Genomic DNA, 25,446 nt, shown 5'->3' with positions numbered 1-25,446 from the left:
CGCCGGAGGTCAGACCAGTTCACTGCCCCCTTCACGAATTGCGGTCTGGTAGAGCTCGTTCTTATTGACCCGCACCAGATTGTAGATGGTCGAATCGATCTGACCTTTGGCGTCCATCTCATCCATGATGGCCAATACATCGTCCACCTCCAGACGATCGCGATAGGGACGTTTCTGGCACAATGCCTGAAAAATATCGGCGATGGATAACACCCGGGTGGGCAGATCGATGCGATCACCACTCCAGCCAAACGGGTATCCGGAGCCATCCAGCTTTTCGTGGTGCTCCGCGGCCCACTTGGCAATCGGAGTATTGGGAAAGATCGCTTTTAAGACCCGTTTACTATCCAGTGTGTGAGACCGCATTTGTGCCGCTTCCTCATCGGACAGTCGGCCGGGCTTTTCAAGAATTTCATCAGGCGTTCGCAGTTTGCCAACATCGTGTAACAAACCGGCAATACGAAGAATACGGCGCTGGTAATAATCCATCCCCGCCAACCCGGCAATGGAATAGGCAAGATCGGCAACCCGCAAACTGTGGTAGTGGGTAAAGGGGCTTTTGGCATCGACAATCAATGAAATCAATTCCCCGAGAGATTCAATTTCATCAAAACTCAGACTCACCTGATAATCGCTGGAATCGAGTGTTTCAAAAATGGCATCATCGAGGAATTCATCGCGCAGCTCCAACCAGAAACTGTCTTTCTCCGCAGCCTGTTTAGCCGCTGCAAACAAATGATCGGCGAACAATAAATCAGCATGAGGTTCCAGCTCTGCCAGAATCTCGCGCTTATTGAGCAGCACCTGATGAAATGAATGACGGGCGACAAAACGTACGTGAACCACATCTAGGCGATCGGCGAGAAAAATCAGATTGGCGTATTCACGGGTGTCACGATCCAGATGCTCCGGCATATTGCGCCAGCGGGTATGGTGATAGCGAACGGCCTCAGCGTATTCCTGAAATGGAGGAAAGCTGCGCAGGAAATAGTCACCCCGCTCGCAATGGTGTTCGGCGCCATCCCACTCCATTTCATCCACCAGTTTTTTGTGCACCACAGTGGAAGAAACGCCACAATCGTGCAGCATCCCGGCCAACAATACAAAGTGGCGGCGCTCCCGCTCCCAGCCCAACAAATGGGCAATACGATGACAAATCAAGCCCACACGGCGCCCGTGACTGCGGTCATTAACGCCAACATAATCTAGCGCTTTGGTGACCGTATGGGCCGCTCGCCCAAGGTCAATATCCATACCCACAAAAGCACCGACGGACTGATCAAAGGCATCAAACATGGTTTCAGGGAGGCTTACTGACATACTGCTACACCGATGGCTCTGTCACTGCGAGAGAGCCTTTTAAAAAAGCAGGGATTATATCAAAACAGTTCAATATCGTCGCCATCATCGAACAATTCAATATCCTCAACCTCGCTCTCAGTCACTTCGGTATCACGCTGAACCGCCACCAGTTTATCCACTGAGGAAGAAACCCGGGCAACCAGAGCCTCGGTGGAGTCACCTTGAGAGGCATGTTCGGCCAGAGCCTCCTGAATAATGCTGGTGAGATAGCTCTCCTGCTCACTGGTCAGATCCAGCACATGAAAGCTCATCTTTACATCCTCGCCTATTTTCTCAATCAGGCGCTCACGATCGCTGTGACTGGCCTCCAGAGAAGCGGCCGCCTGACCAGCGGCTTCGGTCAGCTCCATGGCGATGGCTTCCAGAGCTTGTGCCTGAATAATGGCACGGTAGCGAGATTCCATGCCCTCAACCAAAGCCGCGACATAATCGCGGACCTGGCCCGCGAGACTTTCCTCTTCGGGCATGTTCTTGATCAGAAACGACACGTGGTTATCGTTCACCATCAAACGCGAACCAAATGCATAGAGCCGGCCTTTTTCCCTGAGAATTTCATAGACGTTAATTTCTGTCGGACTGCAGCTGATACCACTGCAATCAAAACTGTAAGTCGCCCCCTTCTGACGGAAAATAACCGACGACTGCAGTCCCTGATTGCCCATAAATTTGAAAAAAGCTCTGGCGATTGTCGATTCATCCCGGGCATGGGAGACATCTTTCATAAACTGCACAATTTCGCCATAACGGGATGCATCGCGCATCGACTGAAAGGCCAACACCTCGGTATCACTGAGACTTGCCGATATGGCCGAACGCTTTTTGTGGTAACCGGCAATGCGGTCGATTTTGGTCACCAGGTCGACCAGAGCCAGTGGTTTTTTGAGAAAATCAATGGCACCGGCCAGATAAGAGGCAACGCGATTATCTTTCGAGTCATCGCCACTCATCATTACAATACTGATGTGACTCTCTTCGTAATCGCTGGAGATCTGTTGGGCAATATTCAACCCGGATCCTTCAGGCAGATGAATATCAATCAGCACAATGTTGGGCTCCTGCTGTTTGATGATTTCCAGCGCGTCCATTTCATTTGTAGCAAACAGCAATTTGTAATTGGCGGACAGAATTTCCCCTATCAAATCCTGATAGATCAGATCGTCCTCGACGATCAGAACCTTGACCTGATGCAAATCATCATTGGCCGGAGCAATCTCTCCGGTCTCTGATCGCACCTGTTCCGGCTGCAGATAATCGGAGAAAAAATAACCTTGCGCATAATCAAAGCCGGATTTAAGAATAATCTCCTGTTCTTCGGATGTTTCAACCCCTACCGCCGTGGTGCTGATCGAAAAACGCTGAGCCTGAGAGGCCATCTTTTTTAATAATGAGTGCTGGGTAGCCTGCTGGGTGGTTTTCATAATCACCGAGCGGGAAATCTTCAGCTCCTCAACCGGCAAGCGGGATACCTCATCGACCGACAATTTCAAACCCGCATGAATTTCTGCGGCAAAATAAAATCCCGCCAACTTCATTTTATCCAGAGCGGGTTTCACCCGCTCCAGCAGTTCGGGGTCATCCACACCAATATCAAATGAAATCGCGCTGGGCTGAATATTTCTGGCCGCAACCAGCTTACAGACAGAATCGACAAATGCCGGTTCTTCCAGTGCCGTCAAATCAAGATTGATGCTGATACCGATTTCATTATTGCTTAAACGCGCTTCAAGATCCGTTAATACCTTGTTGAGAATCTTTATGGCAAAGTCTCCCACCAATCCCAGGCTGCGAATCTCCTTAAGGAACATCATCACCGGTACATTGGTGTGCTCAATTTCCAGTCTTGAAAAGACTTCGTAACCCAGAAGCTGACCACTGCTGAGTTCGATCTTCTCCTGATAGACCACTCTGAACATGTCCTCATTAAAGGCTTTGAGCAACATTTCCGGACTGAGGGTAAACGACTCATCAATCACATTATTCACAGATAAGGCCCCGCTTATTTTTTTCTATCCATGTAAACGTACTCTCAAATGGCATAGGCCTGGAGTAGTAGTATCCCTGTAAGCTGACTTGCTTGAAGCAGGCCAGCTTTTGCAATTGTTCGCGGGTTTCAATGCCTTCGAGCACCACTGAGAACCCCAACTCTTCAATCAGTTTTATCATCCCGGCCAGCAGCTTTTGACTCCGGTCGGATGTCACTACATCATCGACAAACAGCTTATCGATTTTTACCGTATCGATTGGCAATTTCTGCAGATAGGAAAAAGAACTGAAACCACAGCCAAAGTCATCAACGGCGATCTTGATGCCGACCTGCCTGAGGCGATTGAAGTCATCCATGTATTTGACCATTTCAAGCAAATTGGCGCTTTCGGTCAGCTCAATACCAATCTGGGCAGGTGACACCTGATAGCGCTCGCAGATTTCCAGCAGATGGCTGTAAACATCTCTGCGCGACAACTCCACCACGGACAAATTAATATTCACCGTAACATCAATATCGCATTTATCACGCCAGACTTTGATCGCCTGACAGGCAGACTCCACTATAAACATGCCCAGCAGATTGATCTCTCCGGTCTGCTCAGCGGCCGGAATAAAATCCAATGGTGAGACATAACCTTCGGTCTCATGCTGCCAACGCAGCAAAGCTTCAAACTTGATGTCACGCTCCGGGCTGACAATAGGCTGATAATGGAGAGAAAAATCTCCTTGTCTTAATCCCCGTCCAATTTCGTTGAAAATAACGGCATTCAACCGAGCGCTGTCGGATACCCCCTGATCGTAAATCTTATAGCTGTCGTGATAATGCTTTTTGGCGTATTCCAGCGACTGAGACACTCGTTGTAACAGGTCAGTACTCTTATCTGTTTCACTTGCAGCAAGTCCAAATAAACCGGCGCCAATCCGGACATCAAACTGCAGCGATGCGCCCTCTTTCTGTCTGAGGGCGGCGGCCAATTTATTGAGAAAGGTTTCGAGCACACTCATGTCTTTAATGTGATCAATCAGGATGCCAAACACGTCCGAACTGAGGCGGCTGACAACATCGTCCTCACGGACACAATTGAGGATGCGATCTGCAACCGCCTTTAAAACCCGATTGCCGAATTCCCGGCCATAAAGATCATTGATTTTGCTGAACTGACTGACATCCACCAGAATTACGGCAAAACCCTTTTGCCTGAGCCGACTCTCTTCAACCATCATATCCATTGCCAGATTAAAATATTTGGCGTTAAACAGATCGGTCAGAGAGTCATGATTGGACGCGTGCCTGAGTTTCTCGGTCTCGACTTTTTTACTGCTGAAGTCTTCAATAATACCCACATAGCCCTGCAACTGGCCCTCGCTATCGAGCCGCCGGGCAATGGCTATGCGCTCAATAAACACCTTGCCGTTCTTGCGACGATTCCATAATTCTCCCTGCCAGCTGCCAAGGGATTGCAGGGACTGCCACATGTCGGTGTAAATGGAATCATCCTGCATCCCAGACCCGAGAATACTCGGGTCCTGGCCAAGCACATCGCGAGCACTGTAACCGGTGATACGTTCAAAAGACGCGTTCACCCGGGTGATGCGATTGTCTTTATCCGTAATCAGAATGCCCTGTGCCGACTGAGCAAAAATAAATTCTGAAGCCAGGCTATCCATCACCGTATCAGGCATAGGCCGGCTCCTGAATTTTTTCGACTTCAGCAAACACCAGACCCAGATTGAAAGGCTTGGTCAATACCGTGGTAACCCCGGCATCGATCATGGTCTGCAGATTCTCTGGCGAGGCGTAACCGGTGATGGCGGCGATGGGTATATGGCGGGTGCGGATATTGGATTTCAGATAGTTGCAGACTGCATCCCCCTGAATTCCCGGCATGCGAATATCGAGAAAAATCAGATCGGGTAAGACTTCGGCAACCAGAGCACCGGCCTCGAAGCCATTATTCACCGCGACAACATTGATCTCGGGATATTTGAATTCCAGTGCCGACATCAATAACTCGGCGACGGCCTCGTCATCATCGACAATCAGAATGGTTTTTTGCTGTTCTGTTACCGGAGAATTGCCCTTCAGCCGTTGCGCCGCCAGTTGTTCGACATCCGCCAACCGAAAACGCCGATGGCCACCTGGAGTCACTGACGCTTTTAATAATCCCTTTTGCGCCCAGCTTCTTACCGTAATCGGAGAAACCTGAAAATAAGCAGCCACCTCCGCCGGAGTCAGCCAACCCGAACTGGATTCCATACCATCACCGTTCATAATCTCGTAGATCCAACCTGTCGATTGATAACACATCCTTTGTGGCATCAAATCGATATAAACGATATTAGATTAGCAAAAAAATAAAAAAAACGCCAAAAATCGATATATTCGATATACTCACTAGACAATAATGCCCATCTATCCTCCCGTTGCATGGAACAAGTGCCATGGCTGACCCGTTACCGCCCAAGAGAAACAGCGCTTACATCGACATCAATACCAATCTGATTTCCGATCAATTGGATATCGGTTACTGGAAGCTCAACCTCGAAACCGAAGAAATTTTCTGGGGAGCTGCCACCCAAAGAATCCATGAAGTGGACGACGATTACATTCCCGATCTGGCCACCGCTATCCAATTCTACGACACCATCGAACCGGGCCGGATCGCCATCACGGAAGCCGTCGACCATATCATCCGCACCGGGGAAGCCTATGACATCGAATGCCGTTTTGTTACGGCAAAAGGCAACAAGCGCTGGGTGCGTACCGCCGGGCACGCCCTGTTCGACAGTCAGGGCAAAATGACCCATCTCGAGGGTATCTTTCAGGACATCAGCCACTACAAGCAAATGCAGGAGACCAGCTTCTTTATTCAGAAAGAACTGAACTACATGACCTACGCTTTGGATCATCACGCCATTGTCAGCATGGCTGATACCGAGGGCAGCATCATTTATGTCAACGATCTGTTTTGTCAGGCCTCAAAATACGACCAGTCAGCGTTACTGGAAAAGAACCATAGTGTGGTTGCATCGGGTCATCACGACAGCAGTTTCTGGGAAACATTCTGGAAAACCATATCCAGCGGTAAAATCTACAAGGGTGAGATATGCAACCGCAGACAGGACGGTGAATACTACTGGGTCAACACCACCGTGGTTCCTCACCTGGACACCGACAACAAAATTGACCGCTACATTTCCATTTCAACGGATATCACCGAAGACAAACGCATAGCAGAACACCAGAAAGCCATGGAACAGAGCCTGTTCCGCAGCCAGAAAATGGAAGCCCTAGGGCAGGCTGTAGGCGGCATTGCCCACGATTTCAATAATATTCTGGCCGTCGCCATGGGCTACACCCAGTTGTTACTGCTCAAGGCTCCGGACCCCAACGCCCCCGAGCTCAAGGCAATACGCAACATTGATGCCGCGGCCAACAAAGCCAAGCTCCTGATCGATAAGATGTTGTCCTTTGCCCGTGGCAGCTCCGATGAATCCAGTCACATCCACCTGTCGCGCAAACTGAAGGATTTTTCCCAGTTTATCGACCCCTTGCTACCGGTGGATATCGAGCTGCAGATCGGCCATGTTGACGACAACATCCAACTGCTGATGGCGGAATCCTCTCTGGACCAGATTTTACTGAATCTCGCCATCAACGCCCGCGATGCCATTGGCGACAAGGGTGTCATTACCCTTGAGGCAGAGGCCATCGATGCAGACTGTGGCTACTGCCAGTCCTGCGGACAGGCCATCAACGCCAGCTACGTTCAACTCCGGGTCAAAGACAATGGGCCGGGACTGCATGGCATCAGCACCGATGAGATCTTCCAGCCTTTCTACTCCACCAAAGAACCCGGCAAGGGCTCAGGCATGGGACTGTCGGTGGTTCATGGTTTACTGCACGGCATCGGTGGCCATATTCAGGCCTTCAGTGGAGCCGAACAAGGTGCCGAAGAAGGCGCTGAAAAAGGTGCCGAAGAAGGCGCTGAAAAAGGTGCCGAATTTATTGCCTACATCCCCAACACCCAGCAGAGCAAACCAACACAAAGCAAATCGGTACAATCGAGTCTGCCAGAGCTGGATAACCGCAACGAGCTCAATGGTCTCACGCTGGCGGTGGTGGATGATGAGGAGGGGATTACCTCCATGTTAACGGAATTCTTCTCGCTGTTTGGCGCGAGAATGATCAGTTACAACAACGCCCTGAACTTTATTCACGATCTGGAAAAGACCGATCTGGCATTTGACCTCGCGCTGCTGGACATCACCATGCCACGACTTTCCGGCATCGAGGTCTGCAAAAAAATCCGGGAGCACAGTCAGGCCAGAGTCATTGCCATGTCCGGCTACAGCGACAAGGTCACGCCGGCCAGTTTCGGCCAATACGGGTTTGATGGCTTTTTAAGCAAGCCCATCAATATGAAACAGGCGATAGATCTGGTGCGCCAACTGATTGCCGCGCACAGCAACTCGCCAGAATCCTGATCAGGCCCGGTAAATCCTGACGTCGCGAAATTCCAGCGACTCATCCAGATCCGGCAGAGTACAGGCATCCACCTGCGCCACCTGCTTGTAGGGCGGGTAATCAAAATTCTTTACCCGTGAATCCGCCACCAGCACATCGTCTGCTCTGGCACTGAAGCGGTCCAGCCACGGCAGGTTGTCGCGATCGTAGAGCACGTCGGCGACAATAATAATATCGATATGGCCTTCAATCTGATCAAAATCTTCACTGATGACCAGATCGACGTCATTGATACGGGCATTTTCACGGGTCGCCAGAATCGCCAGAGGATCAATATCACAGGCGACCACTTCGCTGGCACCGGCTTTGCTGGCGGCGATGGCTACGACACCGGAGCCACAACCAAAATCAACCACCCGCTTGCCCTGTACCAGCTCTGGATTAGCCATTATGTACTGAGCCAGCACGGCACCAGAAGCCCAACAAAAGGCCCAGTAAAATGGCTGTTCCATCAGCTTCATGGCCGCCTCATAGGGCAGACGACCGGTGGGATAATCCTCATTCATCAGAAACAGATCGATGCCGGTATCGTTAGGCAGACGATACTTTTCGATGCGCGCCTCGGGCACTATGGCTGAGACTATCTCGCTCAGATGCTGATGTACTTCTCTCATGGGCATTCTTTTTACAAATGTTCAGTGCTTCAGGTCCTTGCCGGAACTCAACAGTACCGCAAACCAGTGAGTGGCATTGAGATTTTCCAGTGCAATCTTGATGGTCATGGTCAAAGGCACGGACAACAGCATACCCACCGGCCCCAGCACCCAGCCCCAGAAAACCAAGGACAGGAAAACCACCAGTGTCGACAAATCCAAACCTCGCCCCATGATCCGGGGCTCCAGCACATTGCCCACCCCGACATTCACAGCAACGTAACCGGCCGCGGTCAACAGCGCACTGAGCGGCCCCAGCTGCACCAGAGCCAGCAACACAGCTGGGATAGCGGCCAGAATCGAACCCAGGTTGGGTACAAAATTGAGCAAGAACGCCAGCAGGCCCCACAGCACCGGATAGTCGACGCCCAGAATCAGCAACCAGATCAACACCAGGCCACCGGTCAGCAGGCTCAGTACCGCCTTGATCGCCATATATTGGTTAATGCTGGATGAAAACCTTTCCATGGCACGCAGGGTACTTTCAGCGTTGTCTTTTTGGGCGTAGCGGACCTTGTCACTGAAGTGCACCTCTTCCATCAAGATAAAGATCACCGTCAACAGAATCAGAAAGGCATTGGTCATCACATTGCCCAGCGACGCGAGCATATTGCCCACAAAGGAAAACACCACACCAGGGTCAAATACTTCCTGCCACTGGTCTTGGGAAACGCTGATGCCAAAGCGCTGCAGGTAGCCAATGGCCTGTTGTGACAGACCGGAGAGACGCTGCTGATATTCCGGCAGGTTTTCCCGGAAGTCCACAATCGATGACCCCACCACCGCACCAAAGATCAGACCGATCACCACCACCAGTGAAATCACCAGCACCAGCGCCAGGCCGGACGGCACGCCCCGTTGTTTCAGCCAGGTCAAAGGCGGAGAAAAAATCACCACGATAAACAGCGACAGCAGAAACGGCACCAGAATCGATTCCGACGCCTTCATGCCAGCCACCACGATGACAAAGGCCGCCGTAAACAATAAAAAGCGTCCGAGAGGAGATTCCTGATTCATAACCATGTCCTTAATGGAGTGTACTGTTGATATTATCGTTATTGTTGTTTTTGTCGCTGTCGCTGATATTGGCGCAGCTCTTCAAGCAGCGGTTTTAATTTATCCAGCCCTTCATCGGTGAGCAAGTAAATCGAGCGACTGGTGGCCCTGGGGTACAGCTCGGCAATTTCGGCACAGCGTAGACGCACCTTGTTGAGCGTCTCGTCATGGAGTATGGGCAAAGTGCAGAAGACTTCCCAGTCGTTTTCGTCAGCCTGACCCAGCAACATCCACTCCAGTAAACGAATACTGCTGCCAACGGTGACTCGCCGACGGGACTTCTGGGTAATCATCAGAAGGGTTACCGCCACCAGACAAAACACCAGTGTTGCCAGAAAAGTCATCATGGGAAAAAAATCAGTTTAAGAGCCAGAATCACAATCACGCCCACCAGTATCGGTTTGATAAAACCGGCGCCTCTGGTCATCACCAGATTCGATCCAATCCGGGCACCCACCACCTGCGCCAGCGCCATGGGAATGGCCAGACTCCACAATACATGGCCGGCCAACACAAACATTACCATGGATGTGGTGTTGGTAATCAACACCAGAGGTTTGGTGTGCGCCGTGGCACGCTTGAGGTTGTAACCGCGCAGCGACGAATAGGCCACGGCAAAAAAAGAACCCATTCCCGGGCCGAGAAAACCGCCATAAAAACCAATACCGCCGCCGACACCCAGATCAAACTGCCGGGCAGACCAACGCGGTTCAGAATCCTGATCGGACATGCGCGGCGACAGCGCCACATAAATGGCGAGCAACAGCAGGAAGTACGGCAACCCCTGTTTTAACAGCGCCGTATCCATCTGCTGCACCGCCCAGGTACCGAGGCAGGCGCCGATAAACGCACAGACCAGAGTGAACCTCATGGAGGACAGATCAATATGGCCTTTGCGGAAAAAGTTAATGGTTGAAGACAGGGTGCCAAACACACTTTGAAACTTGTTAGTGGCCAGTGCAGCCAGCGGCGGCAACCCTGCCGATAACAAAGTGGGCAAGACAATCAGGCCGCCAGAGCCCGCTATGGCACTGATCAGCCCCGCCATAAACCCCACCAGAATCAGCAGTGAGTATGTCATCAATGATAATTCCAAGCGGAGCTACTCCCCTGATCCCTGCGGTGGACGTTATTGATTTTCCGGGCAAATGCCGACAAATGTCTGATTGATGTATTGGCGCAACTCTTCGGCCTGCTGCTCAAACTGATCCGTGGCCTCAACCACTTTATCAAAAACAATGCGTTTATTGGGGGCATCGAAGCCAATCACAAAAATGGGCACACCCGCGCCATGGGCAATGCGTACAAAGCCGGATTTCCAGCGAGTCACCTTGCTGCGTGTACCATCCGGGGTAATGCCGATCCACAGCTGGTCGCGGCGCTGGAACTCTGCCACCGACTGGTCAATCACGTTGGTGGCCCGATTGCGGTCAATGGGAATGCCGCCCAGCTTTTTAAACAGACCACCCAAAGGCCAGAAGAAGGCTTCCTTTTTCATAAAATAGGAAATGTTCACCCCCAAAGCCATGATGGTTGATATCGCCAGGGTAAAATCCCAATTGGAGGTATGGGGCGCACCAATCACCATCAACTTTTTCTTATTGGGCAGTTCCCCGGTAACTTTCCAGCCGTGCAGCCGCAGCAACAATCGTCCCAACCAACGCACAAAACCATTACCCATCCGCGGCATATTCTCCGGCACATCCGGATGCAGTTTCTCAGTCATCAATACAATCTCTGAATAATTCTTTAGTTCTGACAGTCACACCCGAAATCAGTGCTCACGGGTTGCCCGGAAGTCAATTTCCGGAAAGCGCTCTTCGGTCAGGGACAGGTTCACCCGGGTGGGTGCCAGATAGGTCAGGTGTCCGCCACCGTCAATGGCAATATTGTCCGACGCCTTGCGCTTGAGTTCCTCGACCTTTTTACTGTCTTCGGACTCAACCCAGCGGGCCGTATTGATATTGACGTTCTCGTAGATGGCGTCGACCTTGTACTCGTCTTTCAAACGGTAGGCCACCACCTCAAATTGCAGAACACCCACAGCACCCACAATGATGTCATTGGAGTTCACCGGGAAGAACACCTGGGTTGAGCCCTCCTCCGATAACTGCTGCAGGCCTTTTTGCAGTTGTTTGGTTTTCAGCGGATCGGCCAGGCGTATTTTACGGAACAGTTCCGGTGCAAAATGCGGAATACCCGTAAACTTAAGGCTTTCACCCTCGGTAAAGGTGTCGCCAATCTGAATGGAACCATGATTGTGCAGGCCGATGATATCGCCGGAGAAGGCTTTATCCACCAATTCCCGCTCACCGGCTTTGAAGCTCACCGCATCGGCAATCTTTACGTCCTTGCCCAAACGAGTGTGTTTCATTTTCATGCCTTTTTTGTAGCTGCCAGAGCAGATGCGCATAAAGGCAATGCGGTCGCGATGTTTCGGATCCATATTGGCCTGGATCTTAAACACAAAACCCGATAATTTATCTTCGTCGGCTGACACTTCACGGGTCTCTGTCTGACGAGCTTGTGGGCGAGGCGCCCACTCAACAAAACCGTCGAGCATTTCCCGCACACCGAAGTTGGCCAGCGCAGTACCGAAAAACACCGGAGTCAGCTTACCGGCCAGAAAGGCCTCAAGATCAAACTCGTGACTGGCGCCACGAACCAGCTCAATCTCTTCACAGAAGTCATCGTAGTAAACACCCAGCAGCTCTTTGGCTTCATCGCTTTCCAGCCCCTGAATCTGGATATCTTCGGCAACCACGTAGTTGGAACCACGCTCAAACACGTGAATGGTATCGCTGTAGAGGTTGTAAACGCCCTTGAATTCCTTACCCATACCAATGGGCCAGTTGATCGGCGCCCCCTCAATCTTCAACACCTCTTCAATTTCGTCGAGCAGCTCAATGGGATCGCGAATATCGCGGTCCATCTTGTTCACAAAGCTGATGATCGGCGTGTCTCTGAGACGGCATACGTCCATCAACTTGATGGTACGTTCCTCGACACCCTTGGCGCCATCCACCACCATCAGTGCCGAATCCACGGCGGTCAGAGTTCGATAGGTATCTTCGGAGAAATCCTCGTGCCCCGGGGTGTCGAGCAGATTGACGATGCGATCTTTATAGGGGAACTGCATTACCGAAGAGGTGACCGAGATGCCCCGCTCCTGCTCCATGCCCATCCAGTCAGAGGTCGCATGGCGATCTGAGCCCTTGCCCTTGACCGAGCCAGCCACCTGAATCAATTGCCCAAGCAACAGCAGTTTTTCGGTTATGGTGGTTTTACCCGCATCCGGGTGGGAGATGATGGCAAACGTGCGGCGCTGGTCTACTTCCGCTTGAAACTGGCTCATATCGACGATCTATCCGGCAAAAACAAAGGCCGGGATTATACGCGCATTTACCGGGAGAGTCGCCCATGATCCGGTGACCATTTAGCCAGCGGTGGTTTTCAAACTGTGAATGAGGGTTAATTTCTAAAAACCCGTGTTATTATGGGTTCATTAGGACAAGCCCGCCATCACAGGACAGTTCAGCCCTTACCAGGCACAATTGGCGAGGCCAGCAATATAAGCCCTCACAAACCGGTAATAACAACAGAAACAAGCAATGTCAGTTAATCCCGATTTTGAAATCTCCGCCAAGTTTCTGGATGAAGCTCTGGCTGAGATGAAAGCCCTGAATATCCCGACTTCCCCCGCCAATATTCGCGTCTGGTACGACTTCTGCGAAGGTGAAAACACCGATCTGGTGGTTGCCATCAACGAGTTGCGAGACAACAAGCTGGTCTTCGATGCCGACCTCTGTTACGAAATCTACCACCGCTTTTATGGCGAACTGCCTGCGGAAAGGCTGGAGCAGTTCAAAACCGCCTTAAATGCCATGATCTCGGAGCTCGGCATTCAGCTTGAGGGAATTGCCGACGGTTCCTCCGAATGTGCCGACGCGCTGGCCGAAGCCGAAAAAGCACTGGAAGCCGGTTGTGAGCTCACGGCCTTAAAAACCATCACCCAACAACTGATCCGCGAAAGCCGCAAGGTGCTGGAACACAATCATCAGATGGGTGACATCGTCAAGTCGATGCAGGTCCAGATGTCTTCCCTGCAGGTCAACCTTGAAAAGGCCAGTCTGGAAGCACTCACCGACAAACTGACCGGCGTATCCAATCGTCGCGCCTACGACAAAAAAGTCGACGAGTTAATGAGCAACCGCAAGCCAGAGGACAATGTCTGCATGCTGGTCATGGACATCGACCACTTCAAACAGTTTAACGACACCCACGGCCACCTGATGGGCGACAAGGTTCTGCGTTTTGTGGCACAGATGATCCTGAAGGTGATCAAAGGGGATGATTTTCTGGCCCGTACCGGTGGCGAAGAGTTTCACTTGATTCTTGAGGATTGCACCCTGGAAGGCGCCATCAAGGTCGCTGAAAAAATCCGCGAAGTGATTGGCAGCGCCAAGCTGACCAAGGGCAAGGATCGCACGCCCGTTGGCTATGTAACCTTGTCCATTGGGGTGGCCAAAATCGGCATGAATGAGACCCGTAACGATTTGATCAACCGAGCCGACAGCTATCTCTATGACGCCAAAGCTCAGGGCCGCAACCGGGTTATCAGTGAAGAGCTGTTTTCCGCCTGATCACCCGCCTTATCACTCTTGACAACTTCCATCCTGATTTACCCGTCACCGGGTGAGTCAGGCTGCAGAAGCATCAAACAACAAAAAATGGGCAAATTGCCATCGGACAGCGATAATCAATAAAAAAGATTAAAGCTCGATATGGATACCACCACCCAAAACAAATTTCACCTGATCAAAGAACAGAAGTTGCGCACCGCAACAATGGTCATGCTCGCCACCGTGGCCATGGTGTCATTTTTCTTTGCCATTCGCGGCTATCAATGGGGTGTTCACGGCCGAATCGTATCCCTTGGAACCTGCGGTCTTATCGCAGCTGCCACGGCCATCTATCTGGCTCGGGGCGGCTCTCGCGTACACGCAGCCGAAATCTGCCTGATTGCCCTGTGCTGGGCCAGCATTTACGCCACCCACAGCAGTGGCGGCATTACCACGCCGTCTGTTGGCTGGCTGTTGATCGTGCCCCTGTTTGCCGGTCTTATGGGTGGCGTAAAGCTCTGCCTGATCTCCTGTGGCATTTCCATTGCCTCTCTCATCGCCATGGGCTTTAACGAACACATCAACGGACCACCCCCCAATTTAACGCCAGAACCCTTTCGCCAAACTCACCTGCTGAGCACTCTGGCGTTTCAAATGCTGGCGGTGGTTATCTGTATCTACGCCATTCACAGACAGTTAAAAACCATAGAGTCAGAACTGATTGAAACCCTCGAGGACCTGTCGGAAGAAGTTCAGCAAAGAGAGCATGCCGAATTGCAGGCCGAACACGCCAACAGGGCCAAAAGCCTGTTTCTGGCGAACATGAGCCATGAAATCCGCACCCCCATGAACGGGGTTATCGGCATGCTCAACCAGCTGACCAAAGAACCCATGTCCGAGCGCCAAAATCATTATGTAGATATGGCCAAAACCAGCTCCGATTGGCTTATGGTGATCATCGATGACATTCTCGATATTTCTAAAATCGAATCGGGCCGACTGGAACTGGAGCTGACCGAGTTTGATATCAATAAATTGTTCACCGACATTGTCAATACGGTAATCACCACCGCCGAAGACAAAGGGCTGACACTGACCCTTGAGAAGCCCCAATGGCATCATCTGGTGATGGGCGACCCGACGCGCCTGAAGCAAATCCTGTTAAACCTGCTGGGCAACGCCATCAAATTTACCGAGCAGGGCAGCATTCATACCCGGGTTGAATTTACAGAGCAGCCAGAGCAACGCCTGTTGATGCGCTGCGAAATAACAGATTCAGGCATCGGCATAACCGAAGAATCTCAGGCCGCCCTGTTCCAGCCCTTCACTCAGGCGGACAGCTCCACCACCCGGCGTTTTGGTGGAACCGGTCTGGGGCTGACCATCTCTAAAAAGCTGGCCAGCTTAATGGAGGGCGACATTCTTGTGTCAAGTCAGGTGGGGGAAGGCAGCACCTTCACCCTGCTGGTGGAACTAACGACAACAGCAATACCGACTGCCACCAGCGAACTCCCACTCCAGTCGCAAACCGCTGACCACCAGACAGCCAAATCAACAACGACTGCAGGCGCTCCTGCCCATATTTTGCTGGTCGATGACAACGAAATTAATTTGTTTGTCGCACAAGGAGAACTGGAAGATCTTCCTTTTGAAGTGTTTGTCGATACCGCCAGCAACGGCAAACAAGCGCTGGAAAAAATAAACCATGCCGCGCCCCCTTTTGATCTGATTCTGATGGACTGCCAAATGCCGGAAATGGATGGCTATACCGCCACCCGCAAACTCAGAGAAATGGAAGCCTTTAAACAACTCCCCATCATCGCCATGACCGCCAATGCCATGAAAGGTGACCGGGAAAAATGCCTGGAGGCCGGCATGAGTGACTATTTATCCAAACCGCTCGATCCGGATCAGCTTGCGAGTAAATTGCAGCAATGGCTGTTTCAAAACATCGGATGATTTGAAACAGCGCGGGCAACACAAAATGTTTAACGACGAAAAAACACCATCAACGGTGTCACTTCCTGAATTATCTGCTCACGACTGAGACGGGTGGTCACCAGATTCTCAATCATCAGGCTGGAGAGTCCATGCACCAGAGACTGAATCAGCAACTTATCGCCCTCTCGCAATTCAGAATCTTCCCTGCCCTGTTCACGGTTGTGCTGTAACAGACATTGCATTGGCCACTTGAACACTTCACTCCGCGCCGCAGCCAGCTCGGGAAAGTTCTGGCGATCGGCCAACAGTTCACCAAACATCAAGCGATACAGATTTGGATGTTCACAGGCAAAATTAACGTAGGCTTCGGCGCAGCTGCGCAGCCGCGCCTCGGCTTCAAGCTCCGACTGATAAGCCCGCTCCATGCGCGCCGCCATATCCAGAAAGCCCTGCTCTGCGACCGCGGCCAGTAAGGCATCTTTGCCGGAAAAATGGCGATACAGCGCCGATTGCGACACGCCCAGTGACTGACTGACTTTTCTTAAACTGAAATCGCCAGCGCCGTTTTTATCGATCATGGCATTGGCCGCATCAATCAGCGCCACTCGCAAATCGCCGTGATGATAGTCCTTGTCAGCCATGGGTTTGCCTGCTCCTGCCACCATTGATTCCAACACTCCAGAGTCGATATGTCTCAGGGCCACAACTATCGGCCCGAACAAACGCCACCATACCACGAACCCATAATGTTGACACTGTTCACATATTGCAATAAATTAAATGTGAACAGCGTTAACATTTGACTATCATCGATATTGGACTGCCGTCGACAAAATGTCATCGATACCACAGAGAGGAAGCCATGGCCCTGCCCGCACAGTTTGAAAACCGCCTGTCGATCCCACTGATCGGATCACCCCTGTTTATCATCTCCAACCCCAGACTGGTTATTGAGCAGTGCAAAGCGGGAATCATTGGCTCCTTCCCGGCGCTGAATGCCCGCCCGGCCGAATTACTCGACAGCTGGCTGGAGCAAATCACGTCCGAGCTGGAGCAATATCGCCGCGACAACCCGGACAAACCCGTTGCCCCTTACGCTGTCAATCAAATCGTTCATCGCTCCAATGAGCGCCTGCAGCACGACATCGACCTGTGTGTAAAACACAAGGTACCCGTGGTCATTACCAGCCTGATGGCGCCCACTCAGGTGGTCGGCCCGGTGCACTCCTATGGTGGCCTGGTGTTCCACGATGTCACCAACGTTCACCACGCCAAAAAAGCCATTGCCGCTGGTGTCGATGGCCTGATTCTGGTGTGCGCCGGAGCCGGCGGTCACGCAGGCAGCCTCAGCCCCTTTGCTCTGGTATCGGAAATCCGTGAGTTCTATGACGGCACCATCATTCTGTCCGGTGCCATGTCCTCCGGGCGCGACGTTCTGGCAGCCGAAGCCATGGGTGCCGACATGGGCTACATGGGCACACGTTTTATCGCCACCCGCGAAGCTCAGGCCGATGAACGCTACAAGCAGATGCTGGTCGACAGCAGTGCCGAAGACATCATTTACTCCAATCTGTTTACCGGTGTGCACGGCAACTACCTCAAGCCCAGCATCAAGGCCGCCGGCCTCGATCCGGACAATTTACAGGACGGTGACAAGTCCACCATGGATTGGAGCAACTCCGACAGCAAGGCCTGGAAAGACGTCTGGGGTTCCGGTCAGGGCATCGGCAGCATCAAGGATGTTCCGGCCACCGCCGATCTGGTTGCCAACATGGTGAACCAGTATCAAGAGGCCAAACAGAAGATCAACAGCAAGCCCTTTCCCCTTGCCAGTTAATTCATCATTCACCTGCCCGGACCATCACCATGACAAGTTATCAGGCGCCTTTACGCGACATTCACTTCAGTGCTTTCGAGTTGCACAATTTCGCCGATCACTACCGGCAGTTACCCGGTGCAGAAGATCTCACCCCGGAACTGTGCTCAGCCATTCTGGAAGAAAGCGCTAAGTTCGCGGAAACCGTTCTGGCGCCGATCAACAGCAGCGGTGATCTTGAGGGGGCCCGCTGGCACAACGGTCTGGTGACGACGCCAAAAGGCTTTAAACAAGCCTTTGCTGCATTTGCCGAAGGTGGCTGGATGGGACTGAGTTACGACGAGCAATACGGCGGTCAGGGGTTGCCCAAATCTCTGGAAACGTTGACCGCGGAAATGCGTTCAGGCGCCAACATGACCTGGTCGCTGTGCCCCAGCCTCGCCAAAGGCGCCATAGACACCCTGAAAGCCTGGGGTACCGAAGCGCAAAAACAAACCTGGCTGGCGCCGATCATTCAGGGTCGCTGGACCGCCACCATGTGCCTTACCGAAGCCCACAGCGGCACCGATCTGGGTCTGCTGAAAACCCGAGCGACACCCCAGGCCGACGGCAGTTACCGGATCAGTGGCAGCAAAATTTTCATCACCTTTGGCGATCACGACTGGACCGACAACATAGTACATCTGGTGCTGGCCAAGTTGCCCGACGCCCCCAAAGGCAGCAAAGGCATCTCCCTGTTTATTGTTCCCAAATTTCAACTCAAGGACGACGGCACACCGGGCCAAGCCAACAACGTCAGCTGCGGTTCTATTGAAACGAAAATGGGCCTGCACGCCAGCCCAACCTGTGTCATGAACTTTGATGACGCCACCGGCTATCTGCTTGGCAATGAACACGGTGGCCTGCAATGCATGTTTACCTTTATGAACACCATGCGTCTCGGCACCGGCGCTCAGGGCGTGATTCACTCCCAGATTGCCCTGCAAAAATCCCAGCAGTACGCCCGCGAGCGCCTGCAGATGCGCTCTCTGACGGGCATAAAAAATCCGGAGGGGGCGGCCGACCCCATTGTGGTGCACCCGGATGTTCGCCGTATGTTGCTCACCCAGAAAGCGATCGCCGAGGGAGGTCGCCTGTTTGTCCACTACATGGCCAAGCAGAGTGATCTGCGCGATCGCGCCCAGTGTGAGAAAACACGTGAGCAAGCCGATCAACTGCTGTCCTTTCTCACACCCATCGGCAAAGCCTTTCTCACCGAACTGGGTTTGGAGGCCGCGAGTCTGGGCATCCAATGCTTTGGCGGTCACGGCTACATCCATGAAACCGGAGTGGAACAGAATCTGCGAGATGCACGCATTGCCACATTGTACGAAGGCACCACCGGCATTCAGGCACTCGATTTACTGGGACGCAAGGTGCTGGGCAGCGGCGGACAATTGCTGGGGTTATTTACCCGACAGGTTCAGGATTTTTGCCAGCAGCCGCACCCCGAAACCATCCAACCCCTGACAGATTTGCTGAATCAACACTGTCAGGACTGGGCCACCATGACACAAGCCATTGCCGAACAGGCCATGGCCAACGCCGATGAAGTGGGCGCTGCGTCGTTTGATTACCTGATGTATTCCGGCTACACCATTCTGGCGTTTTTCTGGGCTCAGGCCGCTGAACTGGCACTGGAAAAAATTGAAACCGGCGATGACTGCGATGGCTTTTATCAGGCCAAACTGGAAACCGCGCGCTTTTACTACGCGCGTCTGCTACCTCGGGCACAATCTCACAGAAGTGCGGCGTTGGCGGGGGCAGACTCGCTGATGAAGATTGCCGAATCAGGTTTCTGTTTTTAACTGGTTGTCTTTTTTAACTGATTGTCTTTGAGGGTTCGGCGCAACCAGAAATAGCCCAACAACCCGGCCAGAATATTGGCCACACCGGTGGCGGCAAACAACCCGTTCAAGCCCCACAGGTGCTGGCCTAGCCACACCAGAGGCAAATAGAAACCCAGCACCCGCATCACACTGATCACCACCGAAGGCATGGGCTTACCCAGACCATTGAAGGTGGCATTGATCGACATCACCAAACCGTACAGACCGTAACTGACTGGGACAATCATCAGATAGGCCACCGATACCGCCACGACTTGCGGTGAATCACTGAACCAGGCACTGACCGGCTCAGCCACCAGCCATAACAGAATCGCGATGGCCAGACCAAAGCCGAGACAGAAACGCATCACCAGCAACAGGGCTTTTTTCTGACGCTGCTGATACTGCTGCGCCATATTCTGTCCAAAGAAAGGACCAATCACACCGGACAAGGCATAGAAGGCAATCAACACCACCGGCTCGATCCGCTGCGCCACCCCAAAGCCCGCCACCGCGTCCAGCCCGTAATTGGCCACCAGCGCTACGGTAATACCACTGGCAAAAGGGATGATCATATTGGTGGCCATGGCCGGTATGCCAATGTGCAGAATCGAAGCCCAGGCCTCGCGCACATCCTGCCAGCGGGTGTGCGGCATGGACACCAGCTTTAACCGATTCAGCACGTAATAACCGGATCCAGCCACCAGCAACAAGCGCGTCAACAGGGTAGCCCAGGCGGCCCCCTCAATTTCCATCCGCGGTATCGGTCCCCAGCCAAAAATCAGGATGGGATCAAGGATACCGTTCAACACGGCGGCCACAATCATCAGAATGCCCCACACCATATTGTTGCCCGTGGCGCGCATCAACGCCGAGATGGTCATGGGAATGATGATAAAGGGGGCACTCAGATACCAGATGCGCATGTAGCTGGCAATTTCCGGAATCAACTCCGGCGACGCCCCCAACAACAAAAACAGCGGTTCTATGGTCAGCAGACCAATCACCACCATCACAATCGACAGCAGGGTCGACAGCAACAAACTGTCTGCGGCCAGACGCCGGGCATAATCAGTACGCTGTTGCCCCAGCAAACGGGCGATGACCGAAGACGTCCCCGCTCCCAGACCAATGGCCATACTGGTCACCACCATCACTACAGGAAAGGTAAAGCTCATGGCCGCCAGGCTTTCCTCACCCAGCTGCGCCACAAAATAGGTATCCACAGCATTAAACGACATGGTCGCGAGCAGCCCCCAAACCATGGGCAGAGACATGCGATACAACAGATGACCTACAGGGTCTTGGGTAAAGGAAACAGCTTGTTTCACAGAGGCTCCAGGGGAATTGGACAGCAAGGCAATAACGCAATGCGACATTATGTCACATCCCGAACAGGCGTCTGAATCTTTATCATTACGCCACTTAAAAAATAACCCTAAGGGAAGAGAGAGTATGCTGCAGAAGCACCCACTGATGATTGCCCTGGCGATGGCCCATGGTGTCACTATTTCTTCAGCCGTTATGGCCGATCATAAGCATGATATGACGATGGAAGAAATTATCGTTGAAGAGCTGCACGTGCAAAAAGCCGAGCACATTGTCGATGGCGGTAAACTGCAACACGCCGATACCTCTGAAATTCTGAAATCGATTCCCGGCGCCTCGGTCAATCGCAATGGTGGCCTCACCGGCATTGCCCAGTTTCGTGGCTTCTATGGCGATCGACTGGCGGTAAGCATCGACAACGCCAGCATTGTAGGTGGCGGTCCCAACGCCATGGATGCCCCGCTATCCTATGTCCCAGCCAGCCTGTTAAAAGAGCTGAGCGTTGATCGTGGTGCGACTTCGGTCAGTCAGGCTCAGGAATCACTCGGCGGAATGATTCGCGCCAAGAGCGAACAGGGCGACTTTGCCGAGAGTTCGGACGTTACTGTCAGCGGCCGAGCCCACACGCAATACAACTCACAAAACGATGCCAGTAACAGCAGCCTGCTGCTTAATGCCGCCAACCACAATCACAAGCTGGGCATCAGCAGCAGTTACGATACAGCCGATGACAGTGAATTCGATGGCGGTGATATTAACAGCACCGAATACGAACGCCGCCGTCACGACCTGTTTTACGGCTACAAGCAGGGCGACAACGCTCTGAATATCAAACTGGGTAAAAACAACACCGGTGAAAGTGGCACCCCTGCCCTGCCGATGGATATCACCGCCATCGACAGCGATATTGCCAGCTTTGATGTCAGCACCAAACTGGGCGACGCCACCGTCCTCTGGGCCAGTGACTACTCTCACGTTTACCACGCCATGGATAACTTTACCCTGCGCCCTGAACCCATGATGGGCAAGCGCGAAACCATCGCCACCGGACAACAGGTCAGCCATAAACTGATGGCCAGTTTCCCGCTGGAGACCGGCAATATCAAAGTGGGCACCGACTATTCTGAAAGCCGCCACAGCGCCACGGTTTACAACCCGGATATGGCCATGTTCGAAATTGAAAACTTTGATAATGCCCAACGCGACATCTCGGGCGCTTTTGTTGAGTGGCAACAGCAGGCAGGCGATCTATCCTGGGAACTGGGCCTGCGTGCCAATCGGGTTGAAATGGATGCCGATCAAGTCAGCGCCAGTGGCCTCATGGGCATGATGGCAATGATGGCTAACAACATGGCCAATGCCTTTAACGCTCAGAATTTGAGTGAAACCTACAACAACCGCGACATCGTCTTTAAAAGCACTTACCGCATCAATGAATCCCTGATGCTCAATGCCAACCTGTCCAGCAAAGAGCGCGCGCCGTCCTATCAGGAGCGCTACCTTTGGCTTGGCATGCAATCCACTGGCGGTCTGGCCGATGGCAAAACCTATCTGGGCAATCTGGAACTGGACAGTGAAACCGCCAATGAGCTGAGTTTGGGGCTGGATTACAGCAATGGCTCGACCTATCTGGGCCTGCACAGCTTCTACCGCAAAGTCAGCGATTACATTCAGGGCACCCCCGATGGGGCCGGTACCGGCGGCATGAGCGGTGACCTCAAGTACAACAACATCGACGCCAAGCTCTACGGCGGTGAATTCAGTTACGGCTTAGCCTTTAACGACAACTGGAAGCTCGACGGCCACCTCAGCTACACCCGCGGCAAGCGCGATGACGGTGTCAGTGACAACCTCTATCGCATAGCCCCGCTGCACAATCAATTGAGCCTGAGTTATCGTCAAAACAATCTGAAGGTATCTCTGGTCAACGACCTCTATGACGAGCAGAACAAGGTTTCAAGCTACAACGACGAAGAGCAGACCAGCGGCTACAGCCTCTGGCACATCAACGCCGTGTACGACTTCAGCAACCAACTGCAACTGCGCGCCAGTGTCGACAATCTGACCGATAAACACTATCAGGATCACCTGGCCGGTTATAATCGCGTCGAAGACAACGCCGATATCGCCGTGGGCGAACGCCTCTATGGCACCGGCCGCAGCATCAACCTCGGAGCGACCTACCGCTTCTAAGCGCTTACTGTCATCCTGACAGGTTTTTGCTCCTCGGCAACTGCTCCTGCGTTGCTCTAATAAGTGACATCCCTGTCACGATGCAAAACCTGCATACGTGCCATCCATGGCAATAACAGGCGCAGCGCGGAAGGATCTCTTGGGCCAGGCACCTAACTCTGGAGATCCCTCACTTTCGTTCGGGATGACATATTCGGACGGAATGACAGTTTCCGTTTCATACAATGACGAGAAGGCGTCTCTGGTTTACTATCCCTGCATGTCTTCATTTAGCCTCAGCACCGCAGCCCCCGCCGAAAACCTGAGACGCCTGTTAATGGTGCGAGGCCTGTTTCTGCTGAGTCTATGCACCCTGCTGGCATTCAGCTATTGGAATCTGCAACTGGCCCTGCCCTACCGCCCGATGCTTTGGGTGATATCCGGGCTGACTTTAGTCAACATCGTCACCCTGTTGCAGATGCGCTATCAACCCCGGGTGCCGAGCTCCGCTTTCGGTGCACAATTACTGACAGACATTATCGGGATCACGGCGTTACTGTATTTTAGCGGCGGCGCCGACAACCCTTTTGTATCCTATTATCTGGTGCCCCTGTGTATGGGGGCTGCCACATTAAACTGGCGAGCGTCATGGATCCTGATGCTGTTTTCGCTGGGCTGCTACACCCTGTTATTTTTCTATCACATACCTCTGCCGGATCTGGCCCCACACGCAGGTCACGCCGGCCATATGAATCACAGCGCTCATGACAGCCGTGGTTTCAGCGCCCATACGATCGGCATGTGGTTCAACTTTTTGGTGAGTGCCACCTTGGTCACGTTTTTTGTGGTGCGCATGGCCGACTCCCTGCGTCGTCAACATGAAGACCTGACCCAGCTAAAAGAAGATCGACTGCGTGACGAACAACTGCTCGCCGTGGCTACTCTGGCAGCGGGAACGTCACACGAGTTGAGTACGCCATTGACGACCATCAAAGCCCTGCTGCACGAAATGATTGATGAGCAGACTGAATCGTCACAACTCAAAGATGACCTGCAACTTTTGCAAAACCAGGTCAGCCAGTGCACCCAGGCACTGGACAACCTGAGACAGCAGGCTTCCCATTGGAGCGAAGACACCCAGCCGCAACAGAATATCGCGATCTACTGCCAACAGCTGATCGACAACTGGCTATTAATGCGCCCTGAGGTCAATGCCCGGATAGCGTTTGACGCCCACAGCAGTAACGACCAATTGGCAAATTTTCACCCATCGGAATCACAGGCCATTCTCAATATTCTCAACAACGCCGCCGATGCCAATCCGGAAAATATTGAAATCATCGTCACCTGGAATGAAAACCGTCTGAAACTGATGATTCGCGATCACGGCCCCGGCATCGACCCACAACTGACCCAGCAACTGGGAGAGGCGTTTATCAGTGAAAAGGGACAGGGACGCGGGCTGGGTTTATTTTTAACCCGGGCCACACTGGAGAGACACAAGGGAACGCTGACACTGGACAATCACATCGAAGGTGGCACTGAAGCCATTATCACCCTATCACTGCAGGGCAATGGGACATGAGTCAGAAAATATTAATCGTCGACGACGACACCATATTGACCCGGGTACTGGCAAGGGCCTTTACCAAAAGGGGATATGACGTTGCTGAAGCCCACAACGCCGAGGCGGCAATACAACAGATCCAACAGCAACCATACGATCGCTGCGTACTGGATTTGAAAATTGCCAGCGACTCGGGTCTGCCCCTGATTCCCAAATTAAAAGCGCTGCAGCCCGACTTAAATATCGTTATGTTGACCGGCTACTCCAGTATCAATACGGCGGTGGAGGCCATCAAATTGGGCGCCAGTAATTATCTGTGCAAGCCCGCCGATGCCGACGAAATTCTGGCCGCGTTTGCAGCCGAGCCGGACGCCAGTGTCGAGATCAGCAACAACCCCATCTCTGTCAATCGGCTGGAGTGGGAACACATTCAAAAGGTATTGGCGGAACACGACGGCAATATTTCCGCGACCGCCCGAGCGCTGGGCATGCACCGCAGAACCCTGCAGCGTAAATTGCAAAAAAAACCGGTTAAGCAATAACGCC

20 protein-coding genes are annotated in these 25,446 nt (G+C 52.6%); 8 read left to right on the top strand and 12 right to left on the bottom strand.

Annotation, left to right across the window (positions count from 1 at the left end; genetic code table 11):
• Nucleotides 1–9: 9 nt before the first annotated feature.
• The 4 genes from ACPXV9_RS02780 to ACPXV9_RS02765 are packed head-to-tail and all read right to left on the bottom strand — an operon-like array spanning nt 10 to nt 5,605.
• Nucleotides 10–1,320 (bottom strand): HD-GYP domain-containing protein, encoded by a 1,311-nt coding sequence (locus tag ACPXV9_RS02780; RefSeq protein WP_423894392.1) that lies wholly within the window; start codon nt 1,318–1,320, stop codon nt 10–12.
• Nucleotides 1,321–1,379: 59 nt separating this feature from the next.
• The gene (locus ACPXV9_RS02775) at nt 1,380–3,344 is read right to left on the bottom strand and encodes an EAL domain-containing protein (protein WP_423894390.1); all 1,965 of its coding nucleotides are present in this window, start codon (nt 3,342–3,344) and stop codon (nt 1,380–1,382) included.
• Nucleotides 3,337–5,031, bottom strand: a complete 1,695-nt coding sequence (locus tag ACPXV9_RS02770) for a putative bifunctional diguanylate cyclase/phosphodiesterase (protein ID WP_423894388.1) — start codon at nt 5,029–5,031, stop codon at nt 3,337–3,339. The genes ACPXV9_RS02775 and ACPXV9_RS02770 overlap by 8 nt, the downstream gene beginning before the upstream one ends.
• Nucleotides 5,024–5,605, bottom strand: a complete 582-nt coding sequence (locus ACPXV9_RS02765) for a response regulator (protein WP_423894387.1) — start codon at nt 5,603–5,605, stop codon at nt 5,024–5,026. The genes ACPXV9_RS02770 and ACPXV9_RS02765 overlap by 8 nt, the downstream gene beginning before the upstream one ends.
• Nucleotides 5,606–5,790: 185 nt before the next feature.
• Here ACPXV9_RS02765 and ACPXV9_RS02760 point away from each other — a divergent pair, with 185 nt between their 5' ends.
• On the top strand, nt 5,791–7,836 hold the full coding sequence (locus tag ACPXV9_RS02760; protein ID WP_423894385.1) for a PAS domain-containing protein: 2,046 nt from the start codon (nt 5,791–5,793) through the stop codon (nt 7,834–7,836).
• Here the strand turns inward: ACPXV9_RS02760 and ACPXV9_RS02755 are convergent, their stop codons facing one another.
• Genes ACPXV9_RS02755 through ACPXV9_RS02730 form a run of 6 tightly spaced genes read right to left on the bottom strand, consistent with a single transcriptional unit; the run spans nt 7,837 to nt 12,940 of the window.
• Nucleotides 7,837–8,490: a class I SAM-dependent methyltransferase gene (locus ACPXV9_RS02755; RefSeq protein ID WP_423894383.1), complete on the bottom strand. Its 654-nt coding sequence runs from the start codon at nt 8,488–8,490 to the stop codon at nt 7,837–7,839.
• Between the two features lie 21 nt (nt 8,491–8,511).
• The gene (locus ACPXV9_RS02750) at nt 8,512–9,546 is read right to left on the bottom strand and encodes an AI-2E family transporter (RefSeq protein WP_423894382.1); all 1,035 of its coding nucleotides are present in this window, start codon (nt 9,544–9,546) and stop codon (nt 8,512–8,514) included.
• A gap of 38 nt (nt 9,547–9,584) precedes the next feature.
• On the bottom strand, nt 9,585–9,932 hold the full coding sequence (locus ACPXV9_RS02745) for a hypothetical protein (protein WP_423894380.1): 348 nt from the start codon (nt 9,930–9,932) through the stop codon (nt 9,585–9,587).
• Nucleotides 9,929–10,666: a TSUP family transporter gene (locus ACPXV9_RS02740; RefSeq protein ID WP_423894378.1), complete on the bottom strand. Its 738-nt coding sequence runs from the start codon at nt 10,664–10,666 to the stop codon at nt 9,929–9,931. The genes ACPXV9_RS02745 and ACPXV9_RS02740 overlap by 4 nt, the downstream gene beginning before the upstream one ends.
• 48 nt (nt 10,667–10,714) lie before the next feature.
• Nucleotides 10,715–11,311, bottom strand: coding sequence for a 1-acyl-sn-glycerol-3-phosphate acyltransferase (locus ACPXV9_RS02735; RefSeq protein ID WP_423894376.1), 597 nt, complete (start codon nt 11,309–11,311; stop codon nt 10,715–10,717).
• 48 nt (nt 11,312–11,359) lie between these two features.
• Nucleotides 11,360–12,940, bottom strand: a complete 1,581-nt coding sequence (locus ACPXV9_RS02730) for a peptide chain release factor 3 (RefSeq protein WP_423894374.1) — start codon at nt 12,938–12,940, stop codon at nt 11,360–11,362.
• A 256-nt stretch (nt 12,941–13,196) separates the two neighbouring features.
• Between ACPXV9_RS02730 and ACPXV9_RS02725 the strand changes: the two genes are divergently transcribed.
• Together ACPXV9_RS02725 and ACPXV9_RS02720 are read left to right on the top strand one after the other, a co-directional pair.
• Nucleotides 13,197–14,228: a diguanylate cyclase gene (locus ACPXV9_RS02725; protein ID WP_423894373.1), complete on the top strand. Its 1,032-nt coding sequence runs from the start codon at nt 13,197–13,199 to the stop codon at nt 14,226–14,228.
• Nucleotides 14,229–14,369: 141 nt separating this feature from the next.
• Nucleotides 14,370–16,166 carry a response regulator gene (locus tag ACPXV9_RS02720; protein WP_423894371.1) on the top strand — a complete coding sequence of 599 codons (1,797 nt, stop codon included), beginning with the start codon at nt 14,370–14,372 and terminating at the stop codon, nt 16,164–16,166.
• A 29-nt stretch (nt 16,167–16,195) separates the two neighbouring features.
• Here the strand turns inward: ACPXV9_RS02720 and ACPXV9_RS02715 are convergent, their stop codons facing one another.
• Entirely contained in the window at nt 16,196–16,813 is a 618-nt protein-coding gene (locus tag ACPXV9_RS02715; protein ID WP_423894369.1) for a TetR/AcrR family transcriptional regulator, read from the bottom strand.
• A 197-nt stretch (nt 16,814–17,010) separates the two neighbouring features.
• Between ACPXV9_RS02715 and ACPXV9_RS02710 the strand changes: the two genes are divergently transcribed.
• Nucleotides 17,011–17,985 carry an NAD(P)H-dependent flavin oxidoreductase gene (locus ACPXV9_RS02710; RefSeq protein ID WP_423894367.1) on the top strand — a complete coding sequence of 325 codons (975 nt, stop codon included), beginning with the start codon at nt 17,011–17,013 and terminating at the stop codon, nt 17,983–17,985.
• A 29-nt stretch (nt 17,986–18,014) separates the two neighbouring features.
• Nucleotides 18,015–19,811, top strand: a complete 1,797-nt coding sequence (locus ACPXV9_RS02705) for an acyl-CoA dehydrogenase C-terminal domain-containing protein (RefSeq protein WP_423894365.1) — start codon at nt 18,015–18,017, stop codon at nt 19,809–19,811.
• Here the strand turns inward: ACPXV9_RS02705 and ACPXV9_RS02700 are convergent.
• Entirely contained in the window at nt 19,808–21,163 is a 1,356-nt protein-coding gene (locus ACPXV9_RS02700) for an MATE family efflux transporter (protein WP_423894363.1), read from the bottom strand. The two genes, ACPXV9_RS02705 and ACPXV9_RS02700, sit on opposite strands and share 4 nt — an antisense overlap.
• Before the next feature lie 124 nt (nt 21,164–21,287).
• Between ACPXV9_RS02700 and ACPXV9_RS02695 the strand changes: the two genes are divergently transcribed.
• The 3 genes from ACPXV9_RS02695 to ACPXV9_RS02685 all read left to right on the top strand — a co-directional run bounded on the left by ACPXV9_RS02695 (nt 21,288) and on the right by ACPXV9_RS02685 (nt 25,442).
• Nucleotides 21,288–23,354 (top strand): TonB-dependent receptor plug domain-containing protein, encoded by a 2,067-nt coding sequence (locus tag ACPXV9_RS02695; protein WP_423894361.1) that lies wholly within the window; start codon nt 21,288–21,290, stop codon nt 23,352–23,354.
• Between the two features lie 259 nt (nt 23,355–23,613).
• The gene (locus tag ACPXV9_RS02690; RefSeq protein WP_423894360.1) at nt 23,614–24,918 is read left to right on the top strand and encodes an ATP-binding protein; all 1,305 of its coding nucleotides are present in this window, start codon (nt 23,614–23,616) and stop codon (nt 24,916–24,918) included.
• The gene (locus ACPXV9_RS02685; RefSeq protein ID WP_423894358.1) at nt 24,915–25,442 is read left to right on the top strand and encodes a response regulator transcription factor; all 528 of its coding nucleotides are present in this window, start codon (nt 24,915–24,917) and stop codon (nt 25,440–25,442) included. Before ACPXV9_RS02690 ends, ACPXV9_RS02685 begins: the two co-directional genes overlap by 4 nt.
• Nucleotides 25,443–25,446: the final 4 nt, after the last annotated feature.

Source organism: Candidatus Pelagadaptatus aseana (assembly GCF_040362265.1).
Classification (GTDB): domain Bacteria; phylum Pseudomonadota; class Gammaproteobacteria; order Pseudomonadales; family Cellvibrionaceae; genus Pelagadaptatus; species Pelagadaptatus aseana.
Note: the sequence above shows the minus strand (reverse complement) of the source record. Positions and strands in the feature narration are given on the sequence as shown.